The sequence below is a fragment of the Microbacterium lacus genome (assembly GCF_039531105.1).
Classification (GTDB): domain Bacteria; phylum Actinomycetota; class Actinomycetes; order Actinomycetales; family Microbacteriaceae; genus Microbacterium; species Microbacterium lacus.
This window is the reverse complement of sequence record NZ_BAAAPK010000001.1, coordinates 286212-304689: the sequence shown is the minus strand read 5'-3', so window position 1 is coordinate 304689 and position 18478 is coordinate 286212. Positions and strand designations below refer to the sequence as shown.

Below are 18478 nucleotides of genomic sequence, written 5' to 3'. Positions count from 1 at the left end.
TAAGGAGCGCACTTCAAGGGAGACAGACCACCACGGCGAGCGATCGACCGCGGGCCCGGTGTCGCGTGATGTCGGCCCATGACGATAAGTTCTCGCCAGGACCCAACCTGCTGATCGAGGAACTTGAGTTGACAAGCGAACTTCCAACTGACATTGCCCGTGCGCTGCCGAGCCAGCCTCAGAAGGAGAGATTCGTCGAGTTCGTTGACCTGATGCGAGTCCTCGCCGACTGCGTGATCGCCAATGATTACACGATTTCCGACGAGCTCAACTCCGCCATTCACCTGGCACCCGCGGGCGACCAGGTATTCACGAAGGCGGTGACCGCCCGAGCGGACAAGATTCCACCGAAGGAGGCTCGACTGCTCTGTGCGCTGGCGATTGGTCAACAAGACCTCTTCATCGATCTTGAAAAGACTGACCTCACTGCGCTTGCCGCCGCCATAAGCGAGCAGATCAGGAAGGACGAGATCAGATTCCCTTACGAGTTCGGCCGCAAGTCCTACGACGTCTACGCCGAGATGTTCGAGGAGGGGCAGGCGGTTCTCACCTACAGCGAGACTCAGAGGTTCCTCGACGCAACACCGGCGGGAGTCCAGCAGTACGGCAGGTTCGTTACCGGTCCATTCGGGCTGCTTCGTTCGAGGTCCACGCGCCAGGTTCACTCAGGGCGCCGGATCCAAGCATTTCATTGCTCGGACACGATGTGCGACCTCGTCCATCGTGTTCATCTGAGCACAAGCGACGCAGCGGGAATCAATGCGCATCGCGATCGCTTCAACAGCTTCCTTGGCGATGACGACAAGAAGCCCAATGACTGGTTTAGCGCGGCCGACGAGATCCGCGACGTACCCGCGATCATGTTCAGCGACGCCCACGTCGGGGTCGCGGCGACGCTCGTCGGGGACGGCCTCAGCACAGATGAACTCCGAGCGCTCGTGGCCCATCTGCTCGATACCACGTCCGGCGAGCTGCGCTCGGACGTGGAGGACTTCCTGCGCGTGGACGCAGCCGTGGAGACGGTAGGCGCTCTTGACCACGCCCAACTGATGCAGTTTGCGCTACTCGCGCGTGAGGTCCCCCTGCGCGAGGCACTCGATGCACTAGTGGAGTCAGGCGAGATCACGGTCCCTTCTGGCGAGGTGCGCCGACCGGTTGTAAACCGAGATCGCAGGTCGGGCGCGTTTGGGTTGATGCCGGAGCTCGGCGTCCACGGCCTTCGATTCGCCTCTCCTGACGAGGGGTTCGCGATGCTTCGCCTCCGCCACGAACTAGGCAGCCTGACAAATCTCGAGGACTTGGAAGAGGCTGAGGAACTGGCGTGGCAGATCCGAGACATAGAGGGTGAGACGCTCGCCGAACGACTTGACACCTTCTTTCGGGTCACCGATCCGGCGGAGTGCATCGAGCGCCTTGTAATGCCACGGAGAGTGCATGTCACGGAGCTCGCCAGGCGGCTTGGCGTCACGCAAGGGCTCTCGGGAAGTGACGAGGAGCTCGTCGCGCGGTTTCTGTGGAAGCTCGGGTACCCGCTACACGATGAAGAGGATCCGCGAGCTGAGTTCTGGCGCCTGCACCAGCGGCTATCGGGGCTCGCCAAGGCGTCGCACACTCCGGGTTCGCGCGAAACTGAGGAGTTCCTCGGGACTGCGAGCAAGTTCTTTCGCGAGCTCGAAAGGTATCTGGCCGAATCGCTTGCGTTCTCCGCCTGGGCACTTCGTCACGATCACGCCACAGACCCAAACCCATTCGAGTATGGCTTGGAGGCCGATCACGCGCGCGGGATGTCGTTCGTTCAGGAGGCGGCGGATCAGGCTGATTCCGTCATGACTTTCGACTACCTTTCGGACAAGCTCGATCTCTACACGCTAATTCGCGGCTTTGAGTTCCTCGCCAAGTCGCTTGTTGCGATCGAAGCGCGATCGGATGATTACCTTCGTTCAGAAACAGACTTCCCTGCCTACGCAAGGGGCAGCGAGCTAAAGAGATTCCCCTTCAAGTACTCGGTTCCGTATCTGAATCTGACGGCCAGGGCGCGGGAGAGACTCTCAGAGCAAATGCGCGAGATTTCCCGGTCGCTCCAGCGCGGCAAAGTCAATGACATCCGCAACGAGCATCACCACTATCGGAAGACGGCGAGCGGCGTTGAGCAAATTGAAAGCGCTCTTCGCGAGATAGAGATTAGCCTGCGGACCCTTGAGGCGGCTGGCCTGTCTCTGGTGGAGTTTCGGCTTGAAGACGCGATTCATGACCGCTGGGGAAGAAGCGAGTACTACTTCGCCGCGCCGCGCGGCGCGCGACACGTCGTCACCCGACCGTCAGGTTACGACTGGCTCGGACTACCGGAACTGGATCTTCCGCAGTATGTGGCTCCAGGCGCTGTCTTCGCTGAACCTAACGAGGTCTTGAGGTTTCGACGACGGATCGACAGCCCCTACACACAACTCTGGGGAGACTACCCAGTTCGTCGCCGGTCGCGCAGTAGCGCCTTGAGCCAGAGCGGAGTCGAACACTCTGGAGCGGAGGTCCGAAACACCTAGATGTATCGTCCGGCTCGAGCCGGACTGGACGCCGACCGTCCCAGTCGTGCGCTGCACTCAAGCGGACCGGCGCCGAGCAGGGCGCACGCCCGCAACGCCGGGCCTTCTAAGCCGCGACGCTGCCTGACTCTGGCTCAGTGACAGCGGCTCAATTGAGACCGTCGAGACCCTCGGGTTCGTGGACGCGCCTGACGACTCCTTGGACGACGGGCTTCCGCGGTCGCCAGTCGATGCCGCTTCCGCGCCAGTACCGGTCGAATTCCGCCTCTGTATCGGCCCTCAGCTCTTCCAGCTCCGCGTCGACCGCCAGATCCGCCTGAGTCAACTTTGGGCCCTCGCCCTTCATGCGCTTTCTCAAAGCGTCGAGCTCATGCTCCACGCGGCGCAGAGTTATACCCGCGGCACTGGTGAACCCTTCTCGGTGGGCGCTGTCGCGGATTTCGGCTTTCGCCGGCCGCGCACCCTCCTGCAGGGCGTCTCCAACGAACTCGCGTACACGTCGAATGCGCTCATCCATCCGTTGCCCCATGCACTGGGAAGGTGTCAACGTCCACCGTAGCTCCGCCAATTAGCGCTTCCACTCTCGAGGAGCGGACACGGGCCCGACCGCTCGATGGCGACGCCGGATCCGCGCAGCCATCGAAGCGGCTCCGACTCGAAGCTCGAAGTACACGCGCGCCAGTACTGCCTGAAAGGGACTGCCGAACGCGCCGCCCAACACCTGAGCCAGCGCGCACCGCCAAGTAGGCTGAACCGAACTCGGCGTGGGGCCGAGTGGAGCTTCGGGTTACCGACCTGCGGAAGACAGACAGGAGGCTGCCGACTTGGTAGACGAGCAACCCCTTGCTGCCTCCTTGTATGCCGGTCCGCCCTCGCTCAGTGACCTTGACGCCCCTGAACCGCCAAGCGCGCCCGCTTCCGTAGCGGGTCCTCCCGTCACGCCTGCGCAACGAATCGCGTTCTACTCTCCAGAAGAGTGGGAGCACTTCATCCGGGAGTGGGCGACAGCACTGCACCCAAGTTACGTCCAGATCAAGCGGCTCGGTGGTTCGAACGACAAGGGCGCGGACGTCGCCGCCTTCAAGACGAGAGATGGCTTTGAGGGAGGCTGGGATTGCTTCCAGGGGAAGCACTATGCGAAACCCCTGGCGTGGTCCGATGCGTTCCCGGAGATGCTCAAGGTCTTTGTCGGGATTGAAGAAGGTCACTACCAGCGCCCCGACCGCTACGCGTTCCTCGCGCCGAAAGGGTGCGGCACCGCTTTCAACCGTCTTCTCAGCAGGCCTACCGAGCTGCGTGAGAAGTTTCTGAAGGAGCTGGACAACGCGAAGAGCGCCGCGGCGGGCCTCGAGCAGGAGTTGCGGGAGCGAGTACGAACGCTCGCCGCCGCAACTGACTTCGCGATGTTTGTGTCAATTGAGCTGGTCGACGCCATCGAGACGCATCGGGCGACCGCATACTACGTCGCCAGGTTTGGCGGGCCGCTTCCGCCGCGCCCGGCAACCAAGCGCGCTCCCGAAGCCATTCACGAATCGGAGACGCGATACGTTGCACAACTCATGGAGGTGTACCGCGAGTCCCGACCATCCGATGACCTAACGCTCGAGACGATCCGCACGCAGCCCAGGCTGGCCGTACATTTCCAACGTCAGCGTGAGTCGTTCTACTCGGCCGAGTCTCTCCGACTGCACGCGCGTGACGCTGTCCCACCCGGAACCTTCGAGGCCCTGCAGGACGACGTACATTCCGGGGTCATCGAAGTTGCCGAGGCAGACCACGCCACCTCGATGGAACGACTCACGCAGGTCCTCCAGGCCTCCACGCAGGTCGATTTGAGCTCGCACGCTCTCACCACGATCTCTCAGACTGATGACCGCAAAGGAATCTGCCATCAACTCGCGAACGAGGATCGGCTGACCTGGATGCGAGTCGAGTGATGCTCAGCCCCCTCAATGGACCTCTGGAGACAGCCGTTCGAGTCCTGACCCTTCTCGCCGAGGCATACCCGGACAGCCTGGGTCTGAACCAGCTGGTCCTGCTGGATCACGGGCTACTGCATAGCGAGGATCTCGGGGGGCCGCCGAGCCTCCACCCGCCAGTCCCGATTCGGTCCAGTGAGCTCGGAGTGAAGCGGCAGCAGCTCACGCACGGCCTCGAAGTGCTCACACGTGTTGACCTGGTGGAGATGGGCGCAGTCGCCGGCGGGATTCACTTTATTGCGGCGGAGGGTGCACACCCGTTCCTCAGCCTGCTGGAAACGTCATACGCTCGTGCACTCGCCGAACGGGCGCGATGGGTGGTTGGTCGATTCAGGGGGCTGTCGGACGAGGAGCTTCGTTCGGCGATCCGAGAAGTGTCCGGCCGGTGGGCGGAGGAGTTCGAGAACTTCGCAGGTGAGGAACAACACACATGAGTCGGCTGAGGCTAGTCCACATCACGCTCTGGGGCCCAAACGTACCGCTCTCGACGGTGGAGTTCGGCGTGGGGCTTACACTCGTGCGCGGTCCGTCAGACACCGGCAAGTCCTTCATGGTCGAGGCGATCGACTACATGCTCGGTGCGAAGTCGCTAAAGGAGATCCCCGAGCGAACCGGCTACTCAACAGTTCTGCTCGGTCTCGCGCTCCCATCAGGGGAGGTCGTGACGCTGTCGCGGGGCACTGCCGGGGGCGCATTTTCGCTCTTTCACTCGGACATCAGAAGTGGCCCGCTCCCGGTCGCCGACGAAGACCTGGCGGCGAAGCACAACCCGAAGAACGAGACCAACCTCTCGATGTTCCTTCTCAAGCAACTCGACCTTGAGCAGGCACTGATTCGCAAGAACGCTCAGGGCGTCACGGTCTCGCTGAGCTTCCGAGACCTCGCTCACTTCTGCATCATCGACGAAACGACGATGCAATCCGATGTGCCGCCCGCGATCACCGGTCAGTACACCACCAAGACGAAGGAGATCTCCACACTCAAACTCCTCCTAGAGGCCGAGGATGATTCCTCCATCGTGGCCTCAAAGGGCGCATCCGCGAGCGCTCGTACCAACGGGGCGAAGGTTGAGGTGATCGACCAGCTTCTCAGTGACCTTGAGGCGAAGCTCGCCGAGATCCCAGAGGAAAGTCAGCTGCGCGATCAGCTGGCACGCTTGAATGGCTCGATCCAGGACCAGACCTCTTCCGTCGAAGTGCTCCTCGCGGAGCGCTCCACCCTCGCAGATCGGCTCCGCGCATTGCAGGAGAAGGCGCGGGGTGCGCGGACGGAGCTCGCCGAGGTTGGGGCACTTCAGAGTCGGTTCGCCTTACTCAGCGCGCAGTATGACTCTGACCTGGAGAGACTCGCGACGATTCGAGAGGCCGGCGTACTTCTTGGCTTCTTCACGCCGGGGACGTGTCAATTCTGCGGCGCGGAGCTTTCCGACCAGCACTACAACGATGCACACGGCGCCGATGGGACCGCATTCGAGGAGTCTGTCGATACTGAGATCGCCAAGACCATGGCGCTCCGGGCAGATCTCACAATCACACTCGATGAGCTGGCACGACGCGGTGACGAGGCCCGATCCACTCGACATGACGCTTCCGTCGAGTCGGAAGCGCTGGCAGACAGCTTGCGGGCTCTCGATGAGGACCTGAGTCCCGGTAACGGCGCGCTGCGTGAACTGATCGCGGTCAAGAGCGACGTCGAGAAGTCGCTGGCGCTATACGCGCAGTCTTCAGAACTGATCCGACTAAGAAGCGCGATCATCGACACAACCCAGGCCGATGCCAGTGTCATATCTGACGGGCTGAACCTCACGGCTCTCCGCGAATTCTCCAGCGAGATCGCCAAGAGACTCGAGGCCTGGGGATACCCAGATGCGGCCTCCGTCCACTACGACCGCGCAGTGCAGGACGTCCTCGCGGACGACCAATATCGTTCCGCGCATGGCAAGGGCGTTCGCGCGATTCTCCACGCCGCGTTCACAGTCGGTCTCGCGCAGTACTGCTTCGACCGCGACATCGCTCACCCCGGTTTCGTCGTGCTCGACTCGCCGCTCGTCACCTACCGACCGCCCGACGTGGACTCGCCGGCGTTGCTCGATGAATCGCTGCCGACAGGGATCGTCGGCGACTTCTATCGCGACATCCAGCGAAACTTCGACGGCCAGATAATCGTGATGGAGAACCTCGATCCGACTGAGCCGCTTGGTCCTGAGGCGGTGGATGTCGTCTTTACAAAGAAGCGCGGTGTCGGCCGATACGGTTTCCTCCCGCCGAAACGTCCTGTGACGGCCGCGCTCGAGATTGGGTCTTAACGCGTCCGCGAAGCCGACCCGATGACGACGGTCGCCCGACTCGGCAGTGCCGTTCCAGATCGCGAACACTCACAATCCGGGTCGGCTGCGCCTCGGCGCCAGGGACGAACCGAACGAAGCGGCCCCCGATCCGCGCAATGCCCGTTCGGGGATCGACGAGAGTGATGACGGCCGCCGCATCTTGCACCACGGCAGACGCGCCGATCGAGCTGCTACGCCTCCGGAGCGGATTCGGTGGCCAGTCCCGTGAGGGTGAGCAAGCTCGCGAGGCCCTCTCGCGTACCGGGCCAGTGGCGGCGGATGGCAGCCATGCCGGCGCGACGGATCGCGAACCGCAACACGATCGCAACGACGATGGCGTCGTCGGCGTAGCCGAGCACCGGGATGAAGTCCGGCACGAGATCGAACGGCAGCAGCAGGTAGCCCATCAGCGCCAGAAGCCACCACCGGGTGCCGCGTGGCACGGAAGGGTCGGTCGCGAGGCGCTTCACCAACCGGATCACATCGGGGACGAGCCGCATCATCGCCCGCCAGTCCACCGTTGAACTCGTCCGACGCTGCTGAACCCACAGCACCACGATCAACCCGGCCCACAGCACCACGATGCCGCCGGTCGTACCCAGCAAGACGGTCAGCCAGTCAGGCATCGCACCCCTCCGATCGGCCTCCAGTACGCCCCAGTTAGTCTCCGTGCGACGGTCCGCGCCTCACAAAGGATCCCGCTCCGAAAGATCGCCTAATGGAGCCCATCCGAACTTCGGTCAGTCGTTGCGCAGAGAATCGATCATGCTCCGCAGCGACGTGAATGCCGCCGATTGATCATCTGCTGTCATCCCGGACAGCATGCGAACTTCGACGGCGCGGACCGCTGCGGACGCCCGCTCAAGGTTCTGCCGGCCCTGTGCTGTGAGTCGGGTGGGAAGTGCTCGACCGGTCGGGGCTTGCGCGGGTCGGGTCACGTCGCCGTTCTGCTCCAAGGTCTGGAGCAGCACATTCATCGACTGCCTCGTCACGAATGCGCCTCGCGCGAGCTCGGAGTTTGACAGCCCCGGGCGCTGGGCCAACAACTCAAGACAGGAGTAGTGCGTCACCGTCATGCCGAGCGGCCGCAGCACCTCCTCCATCGCGGTCCGTAGCGCGGTGGCCGCCTCTTTGAGGAGGTAGCCCAGCGACGTCTGCAGATCGATCCGGTCTTGACTCATGTCTGTATTCTGACATACGCTCAATGTCAGCAAACTGACATCATCCTAAGGAGAAACCATGCCCGCCATCGGCCCCGATTTCATCTCCCTTCAAGTGCGCGACCTGGCTGCCTCGGAAGTTTTCTACGAGACGTACCTGGGTCTGGTCCGCTCGCCGGCCGGCCCGCCGCATGCAGTCGTCTTCGACACCAAGCCGACCACGTTCGCGCTCCGCGACATCATCCCCGGAACCGACCTGGCTGCCGCCGCTCAGCCAGGGATCGGTATCGCTCTCTGGCTGCAAGCAAGCGAGGTCCAGGACATCCACGACGCACTCCTGGCCGATGGCCACACCATCACTACCGCGCCTTTTGACGGTCCGTTCGGTCGCACTTTCACCTTTGCTGACCCCGACGGTTATCAGATCACCCTCCACGACAAGAGCTGACGCGAACCCGGAGCTTCCAGCCAACGAAAACGTACAGGAGCCAATGCCCACCCATTGCGCGAGCAGATGGATGCGATGCGCGCCGTGCTCGACGCGATGACTATCGCGACCGAGCAGTATCGGAAGGTCCCCGCCCGTAGGGTGCCCCGAGGGTCGCCGGCATCCGATCACGCACCGTCACGGACGTCAGGGGCGTACGCGCGGAGGAAGGCGTTCGCGCCGAGCAGTGCGCGTTCTCGCACACGCGCGGCTAGTGCTCTCTCGCCCGTGAAGGTCCCTCTGTCCAGATCGGCGCCCATGATGAGGAACGCGAAGTGCTCTGCCGCGACCTGGGGGTCACACGGCCGCAGGTGCCCGTCTTCCGTCATCCGCGCGAAAGCGTCGCTGAGTGCCGTCATCACCGCTTCGGGCGCCCCGGCGCGATACCGGTCGACCAGGTCAGGGAATCGGACCGACTCCATGATGACCAGCCGTCTCAGCGCGATTGCGGGGCCCAGCAAGGTCGCCTCCGCCAATCGGACCGCAACGTCTGACAGATTCAGGGGAGCGTTCTTCTCCGCGCGGAACTCCGATGTCAGGGTCTGCGTGAAGGAGGCGGCGATGGCGATCGCGCTGAGGACGGTCTCCCGGAAGAGCGTCGTCTTGTCGATGTACAGGTTGTAGATCGTCCGCTTCGCCAACCCGGCCTCCGCCGCCACCCGCTCCAACGTCGCGTCGTGGAATCCCTCGGCCAGGAACACCTTCCGCGCCGCATCGAGGATGAGTGCCCTCGAGCGGCCGACGCGCGGATCCTCCACAGTGGTCACGATTGCTCCTTGCACGGGGTCCGCGGTGTGCCGCTAGATTACTCCCGAGTGCACTTCTGCACTCCGAAGTGCAGGAGATCTCATGGCAGGAAACCCGGACCTCGACCGCGACGCGGCGATCACGCGCAGCCTTCTCGGATGGGGTGTCGTCGCCGGTCCGTTCTACCTCGTGGTCGGACTCGTGCTCGCGATCACCCGCGCCGGCTTCGATCTCACTCAGCACGCGCTCTCGCTGCTGACGCTCGGGGATCTGGGATGGCTGCAGCGCACCAACCTGATCCTCACCGGCCTGATGGCGATCGCCGCCGCGGTCGGAATCCTCCGCGCCATTCGCAACGGCCGGGGACTTGCGATGGGCGTCCTGGTCATCGTCTACGGGGTCGGGCTTATCCTCGCCGCCGTCTTCCCGCCGGACCCCGTCGCCGGCTTCCCTCCAGGCTCCGAGGGAGGCGAGTTCTCGGTGAGCGGCATCCTCCATCTGCTGTTCGGCGCGATCGGCTTCATCGCCGTCGCAGCCGCAGCCTTCGCTCACGCGGCATGGAGCCGAAGCATCGGTGCGCCGCGTCGCGCCCTGGTCAGCGCGATCCTCGGCGCCGTCGTGCTGCTGGCATTCGGCGGCGGTGTCGCCCTGTCGCCGAGCCCGACCGGCATCCTGCTCATCTGGATCGCCGTCCTCGCGCAGTTCGTCTGGCTCGCCCTCGCCAGCGCACACATCTACGCCTGGTCACCCCACCCGCTCCGAAACGCCTCCACGACGCGCGGATCGTCGCAGCCGGGATGACTCGCGCACGCCGGTGCCCGATTCACGGAGGCGTCGTCAGCGGCTCGTGAGTGAGGGAGTGGGCCGGCAGCATCTGGGGATGAGTCCTCTGCCGCCGGCCCGGCGCTCTTGGGGGAGCGCCACATCGACACGCGTCCTCGTGAGCGCCTAACCACGACACCCACGGCTGGCGCGCCCATGCATGTGAAGGACGCGATGATGCGTCATCCATTACGTCGCCCGGCGCAAACGCTCCGTGTGTTCGTCGATGCGTCAGGCGTGCAGCAGGAGGTCGAAGAGGAGGATGCCGGACAGTGTGGTGTAGACGGTGAACATTCCGATGAACCACCACTGCCAACGCCGCAAGCGTTTCGCGGCCGCCTCATGACGTCGTTGCGCGTCGGCGATCTCCGACCAACTCGGCCGAAGGAGCTGATCGAGAACGACGCCCCGGACGCTCTCCGGCGCAACCTCTGCAGCCGGGGGCCGGAAGATCAGCGAGTGCAGGGCACGCGGCGCACTCTTGCCCTGGTCGTGCCCGAGATCGCTGACAGTATCCACGCCCTTCATTGCGCGACCTCACCCGTCCGGCGATGCGCGGATGGAGGTCCCGCGAGAGCACGCAACGGGCCGTGCTCTCGCGGGATTCCGATGCGGCGAACGCGTTCCCTCGGGAGAAGGGAGTCGATCACACCATCGCATCCGTCCGGGCAGCCTGTGTCGGAGTGCGTCACCGGCCGGGAACCCCGATCGGCCACCGGCCGTGAAAACCGGGGAATGCCACGGCCGCCGACGTCGACCACGCCGAAATCGAGTCTCGTCACCATGGGGCCCTCCGCTCCACACGCGCACGCCATCAACATGCTGCCCGGACACGTCGGCCCCAACCGACCCGAACAGTTTCCGCCCCGATGACCAATTCGCGGCCGGGCTTGACAGCTGCCACACGAACACGCAAGCGTCCCGGACGGTGAAACGACGAACTCAGACGCTCACGAGCGCCCGCGAGCAACCTCATCCGGGCGCAATCCGCACCGGGAATCTCCGGTTCCTGCCAGGTGCGAGGTGCTCAGACCCTCAGCTTTCGGCGTCGCGGCGTCGCGCGACGACCGCCGCGGCGATGCGTCCGACGAGCTCATACGGAATGGGGGCGCGATGCGAGAACACCACGGAGTCCTTCTCCGCCCGAAACGGAGCGACCTCCGCTTCGAGTTCGTCATCGAGTGGCGGCACGGGGTACAGGCCGATGTGCTTCTTCCAGCCGGCGAAGTGGAGCGCGTACCGCCCGCCGAGCATGATCGCCGGCATCCCGTACCGGATCTTCTCCTCGGGATCGGGCACCTGAGCCGCGATCTCTTCGCGAATGCGCTGCAGCCTCTCGGCCACTGACTTGTCATCGAAGCTCGCGATGTACGCATCGATCGATTCCGGTGTCGCCACGGGGCAAGCGTACGGCTGTGCAGTGAGAGCGTCTGCGACCCGCCCGTACCTGGCGTGCGAACGGGGCCAGATATCCCCGCGACCGGCGTCCGCAGGCGGGCCGTTAGCATCGACCGATGAGCAGGAACGCGATCATCTTCCACGGCACCGGCGGCCACCCGAATGCGGTGTGGTACCCCTGGCTCGACCGTCAGCTCACCGCCCGCGGGTACCGCGTGGAGCGTCCCCACTACCCGGGCGTGAACGTCGAGCCCATCGCCGAGTTCCTGCCGAAGGTCCTCGCCGGCCACACCTTCGACGCCGAGACAGTACTGGTCGGCCACTCGGGCGGAGCTGCTCTACTGCTTGCGCTGTTGGACCACCTGCCCGGTCCCGTGGCGCAGTCGATCCTGGTCGCGGGCTACGCCGTGAGGCCCACCGGGGCGGAGGAGCCGGTGCTGCAGGAGGTCTACGACTGGGATCGGATCCGTGCGAACGCCGGCGACCTGTACTTCATCAACTCGATCACCGACCCGTACGACTGCGATGCCGACCAGGGGCGGCTGATGTTCACTCATCTCGGCGGCACACAGATCGTGCGGGACGAAGGCCACTTCGGGGACTGGAACCAGCCCTACGACACATTCGACCTGCTGGACCAGCTCATCGACTAGACGGGTCGCTCGAACGTCGGTGGCTCTGCCTCGGATGTGAGTGTCCGACGGCGTCACCCTTCGCGCCGCACGGCGTCGAGCGCGTCGAGGGCGCCGCGCGTCGGCGCGACGGCGACCAGCCCCTGATGCAGGGCGATGAGCGCGTCGCGGTCGACCACGCCGGTGCGCGCCCGCTCGCAGTGCACGGATTGGATCGCCGCCTCGAGCTGGAAGCGACCGAGGGGAGCCCCCAGCGATGAGGCCCGGCGGAGGAGCGCCTCGCCTTCGGCGATCAGCGCGGCGTCCCACAGCGTGGTGTCCTGTGCGTCGATCCCCGGCCAGGGGTCGCCGACGCGGGCGGGCGCGCGAGATTGCGCGAGTGTGAGGAGGGCGGCCAGCCCCCAGGCCTCGGCATCCGAGCGTCCTTCGCTCTCGAGCAACGTCGCCAAGAGCACCGCGAGCCATCGTGACTCGTCGGACAGCGAGTCGCGGTACCCGTCGGACTGATCGAGCCAATCGATCGCGTAGGCACCGTAGATCGCCTCGAGCACGGCTGGGAGGCGGCCCGGCATCTCGCTGCGGGTCGGGATGCGGAATGCGATGCCCGCGTCACGAATACGCCGCTTCGCGCGCACGAGGCGCTGCGCCATCGCATCCGCCCCGACGTCGAAGGCGGCTCCGATATGGGCGGCGTCGAAGCCGAAGACGGCCTGCAGCATGAGCGGTGTGCGGATGCCGGCATCGATCGCGGGATGCGCACAGGCGAACAGCAGCTCGAGTCGCCGATCCGGGATGCTTTCGGCGCGGGTGACCCACGCGTCGAGGTCGCGTTCGTCCACGGCATCCACCCCCTCCTCCAATGCGACCGAGGTCTTGCGAGCGGCGGCGCCCAGCAGGTCGCGCAAGCGGTTGCGCGCCACGGCGAGGAGCCACGCCTCCGGGTTGTCGGGAATTCCCTCCACGGGCCACCGCGTCAGTCCTCGTTCGAGCGCGTCGGCGAGGGCGTCCTCAGCCAGGGCGATGTCACGGGTGCCCGCCGCCAGGAGCGCGACGAGCCGGCCGTACGACCTGCGCACGACCCGCTCGATCGCACGGTCCGCGTCGGGCATCAGTGATGGTCGTACGACGTCCAGTCCCCGTCGACGACCCACGTGGCGACAGGGCGGATCTCGACGTGGCCGTACGCCGCGGGCGGCGCCTGCTGAGCCCAGTCGATCGCGGCATCGAGGTCGGCCACATCGATGTCGACGACACCGCCGAGCTTCTCGTGCGTATCCGCGAACGGGCCGTCCTGGACCACGAGCTCGCCGCCCGCGAGGGTCAGCGTCGTCGTGGCGGAGACCGGTCGCAGCACCTCGGCCCCGACGAGCACGCCGGCCGCGTCGAGAGCCTTCACATAGACGTCGAACGCCCGCATGCCCTCGGCGAGAGCCTCGGGTCCGAGCTGCTCGGCGGTCATCTCGGGGTAGTGGAGCAGAAGCGAGTAACGCATGATCGTATCCTTCCGTTTCGTGTCGAACCGACACCAGGATGACGATCGACTCGTCGCCCGATCGACACGGGCACAGGAGCCGGACGCATCGCGCAGGCGCCGACTTCCTTCCGCTTGACCTTGTCACTGTGTCAGGGTCGATCGTGGTCTCCATCATGTACACCATCGGAGAGTTCGCAGCGTACGGACGCGTGAGCGCGCGCATGCTGAGGCACTACGACGCCATCGGGCTGCTCAAGCCCGCGCGGGTCGACCCGTCCACCGGATACCGCAGCTACGACTCGTCGCAGCTCGCGGACCTCCTGCGGATCGTCGAGCTGCGCGGGTTCGGATGCTCGCTGGACGACGCCGCCGAGGTGCTGTCGTCGAGTGATCGGGATGCCGCCACCCGCGCGATCCTGACCCGCCGACGCACAGATCTCGAGGATTCGATCGCCGCAGATGCCGCCCGCGTGGCCCGGATCGATGCGCGACTCTCCCGTCTGGAAGGAGCTCCCATCGTGAGCGGAATCACCTACACCTCCCTGCCCGCCGTCACCGTCTACGCGGCCAGCGAGATCGCGCCCGGAAGTGGACCCGAGAACGTCTCGCCCGTCGTCGACCGCATCCTGCCCCCGCTTCTGCACGCGCTCCAGGAGTCGGGTGTCGACTTCCGGGAGCCGGGCATCTTCTGGTACGAGCCGGTCGACGGGAGCGACGACATGCGCGTGTGGGTGTCGTGGATCGCCGGCGGTGATCCGGTCGAGAACCCGGCATGGGAGGTCGTCTCTCTCCCCGCGGTACCCGCTGCCGCTGTCTTCGACTACCGCGGCGACATGCCCGGCATCGGCGACGCCTGGCACGAGTTCATGACCGGTCTCGCCGAGGCGGGGGTCACGATGACCGGCGCGGGACGCGAGGTGTACCTGGAGTCGGAGCCGCTCCCGCAGTCGCAGTGGCTCACCCAGCTCCAGCAGCCGATCGTCGGCATCCCCACGCCGAGGTAGCCTCGCGGTCCGCGGTCGTGCCGTTCAGGCCGGCTCGGTGGTGCGGATGAGTCCGCAGTTCACGCACGACCAGGCGACGAGGAACTTCTCGTCGTCGAGGATCTCGAACTTCAGCTGATCGCCGCAGGTCGGACAGACCCACGGCTCCACCCCCGGCGGCTTCACGTCTCCAGCCTAAAGAGGGAGCCCGCACGGACGGACCGCGGAGTACCGTGAGCGGCGGGGGCGGCTGATGAACGGATGCCGGGCGGGAATCGCGATCTCGGTGCTGATGGCGTGCGGGCTGCTCGCAGCCTGCGCGCCGTCCGGCAGCGGCTCACCCAGCGGTCCGACGCACGAGGCGGTCGACGTGAGCGGCACGTTCGACATCGGCGACGGTCGCCGGATGTTCCTGGAGTGCACCGGATCCGGGTCGCCGACCGTGATCCTGGTCGGAGGGCAGCGGGCGTCGGCGGAGGACTGGGCGATCGTCGCGGAGGACGTCGACTCGCCGTCGGTGTACGCGCTCGTCGGTGCCGACACCCGGGTGTGCGCGTACGACCGCCCCGGAACTCCGGTCGGCGAGGCGCCGAGTCGAAGCGATCCCGTGGATCAGCCCACGACCGCCGCGGACATGGTCTCCGACCTGCGTGCCCTCGTCGGCGCGGCCGGCATCGAGGAGCCGTTCGTCATCGTCGGACACTCCGCGGGTGGGTTGGCGGCGCGCCTGTACGCGGCGACCTATCCCGACGACGTGTCCGGGATGGTGCTCGTCGACGCACTGGGCGAGGGTCTTCGCGACCACATGACCGCTGAGCAGTGGGCGATCCAGAAGCCGATGCTCCGCGGCGACATCGATGCGTCGATCGCCGAGTACCCGGCCCTGGAGTGGATCGAGCCCGACGCGAGCTTCGACCAGATGCGCGCCGCCGGAGGACTGAAGCGGATGCCGCTCATCGTGATCTCGGCAGACCAGCCCATCGGCCCGACCATCCCGGCGCTGAAGGCCGCGGGCGTGCTCGGTCAGGAGGTCCCGGACGACTTCGGCTACGTCACCGATGCGGCGCAGGTGAAGAGTCAGGCGGACCTGGCCGCGTCCGTTCCGGGGTCGATCCACGTCACCGAGACGAACAGCGGGCACAACGTCCACATCGAGCAGCCCGCCCTCGTGGCCGGCGCCATCCTCGACGTGGTCCGCCTCGTGCGCGACGGCATCGATGTCGCCACGGGGTGACCTCGATCCGGCTCACCGGGAGATAGCCTCGGCACGTGCCCGCCGCGTTCGCCACCGTCGATGACTACCTCGCGTCGCAGACGCCCGAACGACGCACCGACATCGAGGCGCTGCGTTCCCTCGTCCGGGCGGCGGAGCCCGAGCTGATCGAGATCGTGAAGTGGAACTCGCCGAGCTACACGCTGCGCGGAGTCGACCGGCTCACGATCAACGCCGCCGGCAAGGGTCCGGTTCGCCTCATCCTGCACTTCGGCACCGGTCGCGCCGAAGACAAGAGTGCTCGACCGATCTTCGACGGCGACCCCGACGGTCTCCTGACGTGGCACTCCGATCTTCGCGCCAGCCTGGTCGTGCCGAGTGCCCGTGACCTCCCCCATCGGCGCGACGCGATCATCGCGGTCATCCGCGCGTGGCTCACCCAGACCTAGCTCCCCGGCGGGCCAGCTCGGAGACGCCTGCAGCCCGCGACCGGCCGCCGTCAGGGTCTCAGCTCGTGGCGGGGGTCCCGCGGCGGGCCTTGAACTCGCGGATCCGCTGCGAGGACCGGGCGAGGCCGACCGCGCCGACGATGGTGAAGAAGAGGCCGATGACGGCGATCAGCAGGGTGCCCACGACGTTGGCAGCCGGGTCGGGCCACAGCATCAGCATGGAGATCAGCAGGAAGTAGATCCCGAAGGCGAGGCCGGCGATCGCGATTCCGCGGCCGTTCTTCGAGGCCCGCTCCTCTCGCGCCAGTTCTGACGGCATGGCGGGGCGGGCGGAAGGGGCGGTTGTGCTCGTCATACATCGATTTTCGCATCTTCTCGGGCGGTGCCGAGGCTCTGGCCGAGATTACGTCAGCGGGTCGACGCGAGCGGCATCCGCGGGCCGGCTTCGACGGGGACCCGCGGCCACGTCCAGGCGGACCGCAGGATGAACGCCAGCAACAGCAGCTCGAGTCCGATCGAGAGCGCGTAGAACGCGGCCCACTCCCACGACTCGCCGACCGCGTTGAAGACCGTGACCGGGATGTACAGCGATGCCGCGACGAGGTTCACGACCCGGCTGACCCGCGCGGGCAACGCCATCGACAGCACGACCATCAGCGCCGGGACCGAGACGAGGGCGAGGAAGCCCGTCATCAGTGCGGGGCTGATGTCGAACTCGAAGACGATTCCCGCGGCGATGTCGTCGAGGATGCCGGGACGATACAGGTGGTAGTAGTCCACGTAGATGTACAAGAACATGAAGCTCGTCCACGCCGCGGCGAGCTTCGCGCGGACGGGCATGCGTGGGTCGTCGAGGGGTCGGGTTCGATCGCTCATGGAGGCGGTCCTTTCTCGGGTGCATTCGCGCCAGTTGTTCGTACACTGTACGTCGTACGCTGTACTATGAGTCGTACACCGTACGCTTGTCAAGTCGATCCGACGAGCGAGGAGACCCAGGACAGTGAGCGAGCGACGCCGGCTGGCGACGGAGTCGGGGCTCAGCACCCCGCGCGTGGTCGAGGAGGCCATCCGCCTCGCCGATCGCGAGGGCGTGGACGGGCTGAGCATGCGTCGGTTGGCGACCGTGCTGGGCGCGGGAGCGATGTCGCTCTATCACTACGTCGCGAACAAGGATGAGCTGCTCGACGCGATGATCGACGTCGTCTTCGCGGAGATCGAGCTTCCGTCCGCCGAGGCCGACTGGCGGACGGCCATGCGCGGGCGCGCGGTCTCTGCGCGGGACGTGCTCGCCCGGCATCCGTGGGCCATCGGCCTGATGGAGTCGCGAACCTCACCCGGTCCCGCGAATCTGCGCCACCGCGAGGCGGTCACCGCGTGCCTTCGGCGAGCCGGCTTCTCCGTCGTGATGGCGACGCACGCGAACTGGCTCCTCGACAGCCACGTGTACGGCTTCGCCCTGCAGGAGGCGAGCCTGCCCATCGACACGGCGGAGGAGTTGCCCGACGTCACGCAGGACGTCTTCCTCCCGCAGCTGCCCCCCGAGCAGTTCCCCTATCTCCACGAGGCCGCGCTCGCGCTCGCCGCGTCGGGCTACGACCCGTCCGAGGAGTTCCTCTTCGGGCTCGACCTCCTGCTGGACGCTCTCGAGCCGCTGAGGGATGCCGCCCCGCAGTGAGTGCGGGGGACCGGTCCCCTAGGCTCAGGCAGATGGGGAAGGTCGGGGGAGCCGCGCTCGCCGTGGTGTTCGCGGTCCTCCTCGCGGGGTGCGCGCCGGCGGAGCTTCCCGAGGTGACCCCGCCGCCGGCGGCAGCCCAGGCCACCCTGGTGTCGGTGATCGACGGCGACACGATCGAGTCGAGCGCCGGCACGGTGCGCATCATCGGCATCGACGCCCCCGAGAGGGACGAATGCGGATACGCCGAGGCCGCGGCGCAGGTCTCGGCCCTGCTCAGCCCGGGGGCGGCGATCACGCTGACCCTGCCCGACGGCGAGAACGACACCGATCGGTATGGGCGGCTCCTGCGCTACGTCGACACCGCGGACGGCGTCGACGTCGGCATGTCCGTCCTGACCGCCGGTCTCGCGGTCGCCCGCTACGACTCGCTCGACGGCTATCCCGCGCATCCCCGGGAGGCGCAGTACCGCGCGGGTCAGACCGCGACCCTCACTGCGGATGGAGCGGTGACGACAGTCGCGTGCCAGGCCGCGGCCGATGCGGCTCGGGGGCACCTCGATCCCGATCCGGCCCCTACCGGCTAGCCTGTCTGG

Annotated in this window: 23 protein-coding genes; 12 read left to right on the top strand and 11 right to left on the bottom strand. The window is 66.1% G+C overall.

The genetic code is table 11. The features are described 5' to 3' along the window. Positions 1–68 precede the first annotated feature (68 nt). Entirely contained in the window at positions 69–2540 is a 2472-nt protein-coding gene (locus ABD197_RS01490; RefSeq protein ID WP_344050875.1) for a hypothetical protein, read from the top strand. A gap of 148 nt (positions 2541–2688) precedes the next feature. On the opposite strand, the gene ABD197_RS01485 is transcribed toward ABD197_RS01490, so the two are convergent. Then, a complete protein-coding gene (locus tag ABD197_RS01485) occupies positions 2689–3057 on the bottom strand; it encodes a Rossmann-fold NAD(P)-binding domain-containing protein (protein ID WP_344050873.1) in 369 nt (122 codons plus the stop codon). Between the two features lie 307 nt (positions 3058–3364). Between ABD197_RS01485 and ABD197_RS01480 the strand changes: the two genes are divergently transcribed. From ABD197_RS01480 to ABD197_RS01470, 3 genes are read left to right on the top strand one after another with little or no spacing between them, the layout of a single operon-like run. After that, complete coding sequence (locus tag ABD197_RS01480) at positions 3365–4477, top strand: ABC-three component system protein (RefSeq protein ID WP_344050871.1); 1113 nt, start codon at positions 3365–3367, stop codon at positions 4475–4477. Continuing rightward, a complete protein-coding gene (locus tag ABD197_RS01475) occupies positions 4477–4953 on the top strand; it encodes an ABC-three component system middle component 2 (RefSeq protein WP_344050869.1) in 477 nt (158 codons plus the stop codon). The genes ABD197_RS01480 and ABD197_RS01475 overlap by 1 nt, the downstream gene beginning before the upstream one ends. Beyond that, positions 4950–6824 carry a hypothetical protein gene (locus ABD197_RS01470; RefSeq protein WP_344050867.1) on the top strand — a complete coding sequence of 625 codons (1875 nt, stop codon included), beginning with the start codon at positions 4950–4952 and terminating at the stop codon, positions 6822–6824. The genes ABD197_RS01475 and ABD197_RS01470 overlap by 4 nt, the downstream gene beginning before the upstream one ends. A 212-nt stretch (positions 6825–7036) precedes the next feature. On the opposite strand, the gene ABD197_RS01465 is transcribed toward ABD197_RS01470, so the two are convergent. Together ABD197_RS01465 and ABD197_RS01460 are read right to left on the bottom strand one after the other, a co-directional pair. Continuing rightward, positions 7037–7471: a YkvA family protein gene (locus tag ABD197_RS01465; RefSeq protein ID WP_344050865.1), complete on the bottom strand. Its 435-nt coding sequence runs from the start codon at positions 7469–7471 to the stop codon at positions 7037–7039. A gap of 114 nt (positions 7472–7585) precedes the next feature. Then, complete coding sequence (locus ABD197_RS01460; protein WP_344050863.1) at positions 7586–8026, bottom strand: MarR family winged helix-turn-helix transcriptional regulator; 441 nt, start codon at positions 8024–8026, stop codon at positions 7586–7588. Positions 8027–8084: 58 nt separating this feature from the next. On the opposite strand from ABD197_RS01460, the gene ABD197_RS01455 reads away from it, so the two are divergent. Continuing rightward, a complete protein-coding gene (locus ABD197_RS01455) occupies positions 8085–8453 on the top strand; it encodes a VOC family protein (protein WP_344050861.1) in 369 nt (122 codons plus the stop codon). Positions 8454–8620: 167 nt separating this feature from the next. Here the strand turns inward: ABD197_RS01455 and ABD197_RS01450 are convergent, their stop codons facing one another. Beyond that, a complete protein-coding gene (locus ABD197_RS01450; protein ID WP_344050858.1) occupies positions 8621–9259 on the bottom strand; it encodes a TetR/AcrR family transcriptional regulator in 639 nt (212 codons plus the stop codon). An 82-nt stretch (positions 9260–9341) separates the two neighbouring features. On the opposite strand from ABD197_RS01450, the gene ABD197_RS01445 reads away from it, so the two are divergent. After that, on the top strand, positions 9342–10040 hold the full coding sequence (locus ABD197_RS01445) for a DUF998 domain-containing protein (protein ID WP_344050856.1): 699 nt from the start codon (positions 9342–9344) through the stop codon (positions 10038–10040). Between the two features lie 252 nt (positions 10041–10292). Here ABD197_RS01445 and ABD197_RS01440 read toward each other — a convergent pair whose 3' ends face one another. Continuing rightward, positions 10293–10580, bottom strand: coding sequence for a hypothetical protein (locus ABD197_RS01440; RefSeq protein WP_344050854.1), 288 nt, complete (start codon positions 10578–10580; stop codon positions 10293–10295). Positions 10581–11096: 516 nt separating this feature from the next. Beyond that, positions 11097–11459, bottom strand: coding sequence for an iron chaperone (locus ABD197_RS01435; protein WP_344050852.1), 363 nt, complete (start codon positions 11457–11459; stop codon positions 11097–11099). A gap of 116 nt (positions 11460–11575) precedes the next feature. On the opposite strand from ABD197_RS01435, the gene ABD197_RS01430 reads away from it, so the two are divergent. After that, the gene (locus ABD197_RS01430; RefSeq protein WP_344050850.1) at positions 11576–12112 is read left to right on the top strand and encodes an alpha/beta fold hydrolase; all 537 of its coding nucleotides are present in this window, start codon (positions 11576–11578) and stop codon (positions 12110–12112) included. Positions 12113–12165: 53 nt separating this feature from the next. Here ABD197_RS01430 and ABD197_RS01425 read toward each other — a convergent pair whose 3' ends face one another. After that, positions 12166–13200 carry an RNA polymerase sigma factor gene (locus ABD197_RS01425; RefSeq protein ID WP_344050848.1) on the bottom strand — a complete coding sequence of 345 codons (1035 nt, stop codon included), beginning with the start codon at positions 13198–13200 and terminating at the stop codon, positions 12166–12168. After that, positions 13200–13583 carry a YciI family protein gene (locus ABD197_RS01420; protein ID WP_344050846.1) on the bottom strand — a complete coding sequence of 128 codons (384 nt, stop codon included), beginning with the start codon at positions 13581–13583 and terminating at the stop codon, positions 13200–13202. The genes ABD197_RS01425 and ABD197_RS01420 overlap by 1 nt, the downstream gene beginning before the upstream one ends. A 143-nt stretch (positions 13584–13726) precedes the next feature. Between ABD197_RS01420 and ABD197_RS01415 the strand changes: the two genes are divergently transcribed. After that, entirely contained in the window at positions 13727–14569 is an 843-nt protein-coding gene (locus ABD197_RS01415; RefSeq protein ID WP_344050844.1) for a MerR family transcriptional regulator, read from the top strand. 24 nt (positions 14570–14593) lie between these two features. Here ABD197_RS01415 and ABD197_RS01410 read toward each other — a convergent pair whose 3' ends face one another. Further along, positions 14594–14734, bottom strand: coding sequence for a hypothetical protein (locus ABD197_RS01410; protein ID WP_344050843.1), 141 nt, complete (start codon positions 14732–14734; stop codon positions 14594–14596). A 67-nt stretch (positions 14735–14801) separates the two neighbouring features. On the opposite strand from ABD197_RS01410, the gene ABD197_RS01405 reads away from it, so the two are divergent. Both ABD197_RS01405 and ABD197_RS01400 read left to right on the top strand, forming a co-directional pair. Beyond that, entirely contained in the window at positions 14802–15782 is a 981-nt protein-coding gene (locus ABD197_RS01405) for an alpha/beta fold hydrolase (protein WP_344050841.1), read from the top strand. A gap of 35 nt (positions 15783–15817) precedes the next feature. Beyond that, a complete protein-coding gene (locus ABD197_RS01400; RefSeq protein ID WP_344050838.1) occupies positions 15818–16210 on the top strand; it encodes a DUF1801 domain-containing protein in 393 nt (130 codons plus the stop codon). Positions 16211–16268: 58 nt separating this feature from the next. Here ABD197_RS01400 and ABD197_RS01395 read toward each other — a convergent pair whose 3' ends face one another. Together ABD197_RS01395 and ABD197_RS01390 are read right to left on the bottom strand one after the other, a co-directional pair. Then, a complete protein-coding gene (locus ABD197_RS01395; protein ID WP_344050836.1) occupies positions 16269–16565 on the bottom strand; it encodes a hypothetical protein in 297 nt (98 codons plus the stop codon). Positions 16566–16618: 53 nt separating this feature from the next. After that, positions 16619–17086 (bottom strand): DUF6326 family protein, encoded by a 468-nt coding sequence (locus tag ABD197_RS01390; protein WP_344050833.1) that lies wholly within the window; start codon positions 17084–17086, stop codon positions 16619–16621. Between the two features lie 124 nt (positions 17087–17210). Between ABD197_RS01390 and ABD197_RS01385 the strand changes: the two genes are divergently transcribed. Continuing rightward, a complete protein-coding gene (locus ABD197_RS01385) occupies positions 17211–17885 on the top strand; it encodes a TetR/AcrR family transcriptional regulator (RefSeq protein WP_344050831.1) in 675 nt (224 codons plus the stop codon). Between the two features lie 32 nt (positions 17886–17917). Further along, positions 17918–18469: a thermonuclease family protein gene (locus ABD197_RS01380; protein ID WP_344050829.1), complete on the top strand. Its 552-nt coding sequence runs from the start codon at positions 17918–17920 to the stop codon at positions 18467–18469. Positions 18470–18478: the final 9 nt, after the last annotated feature.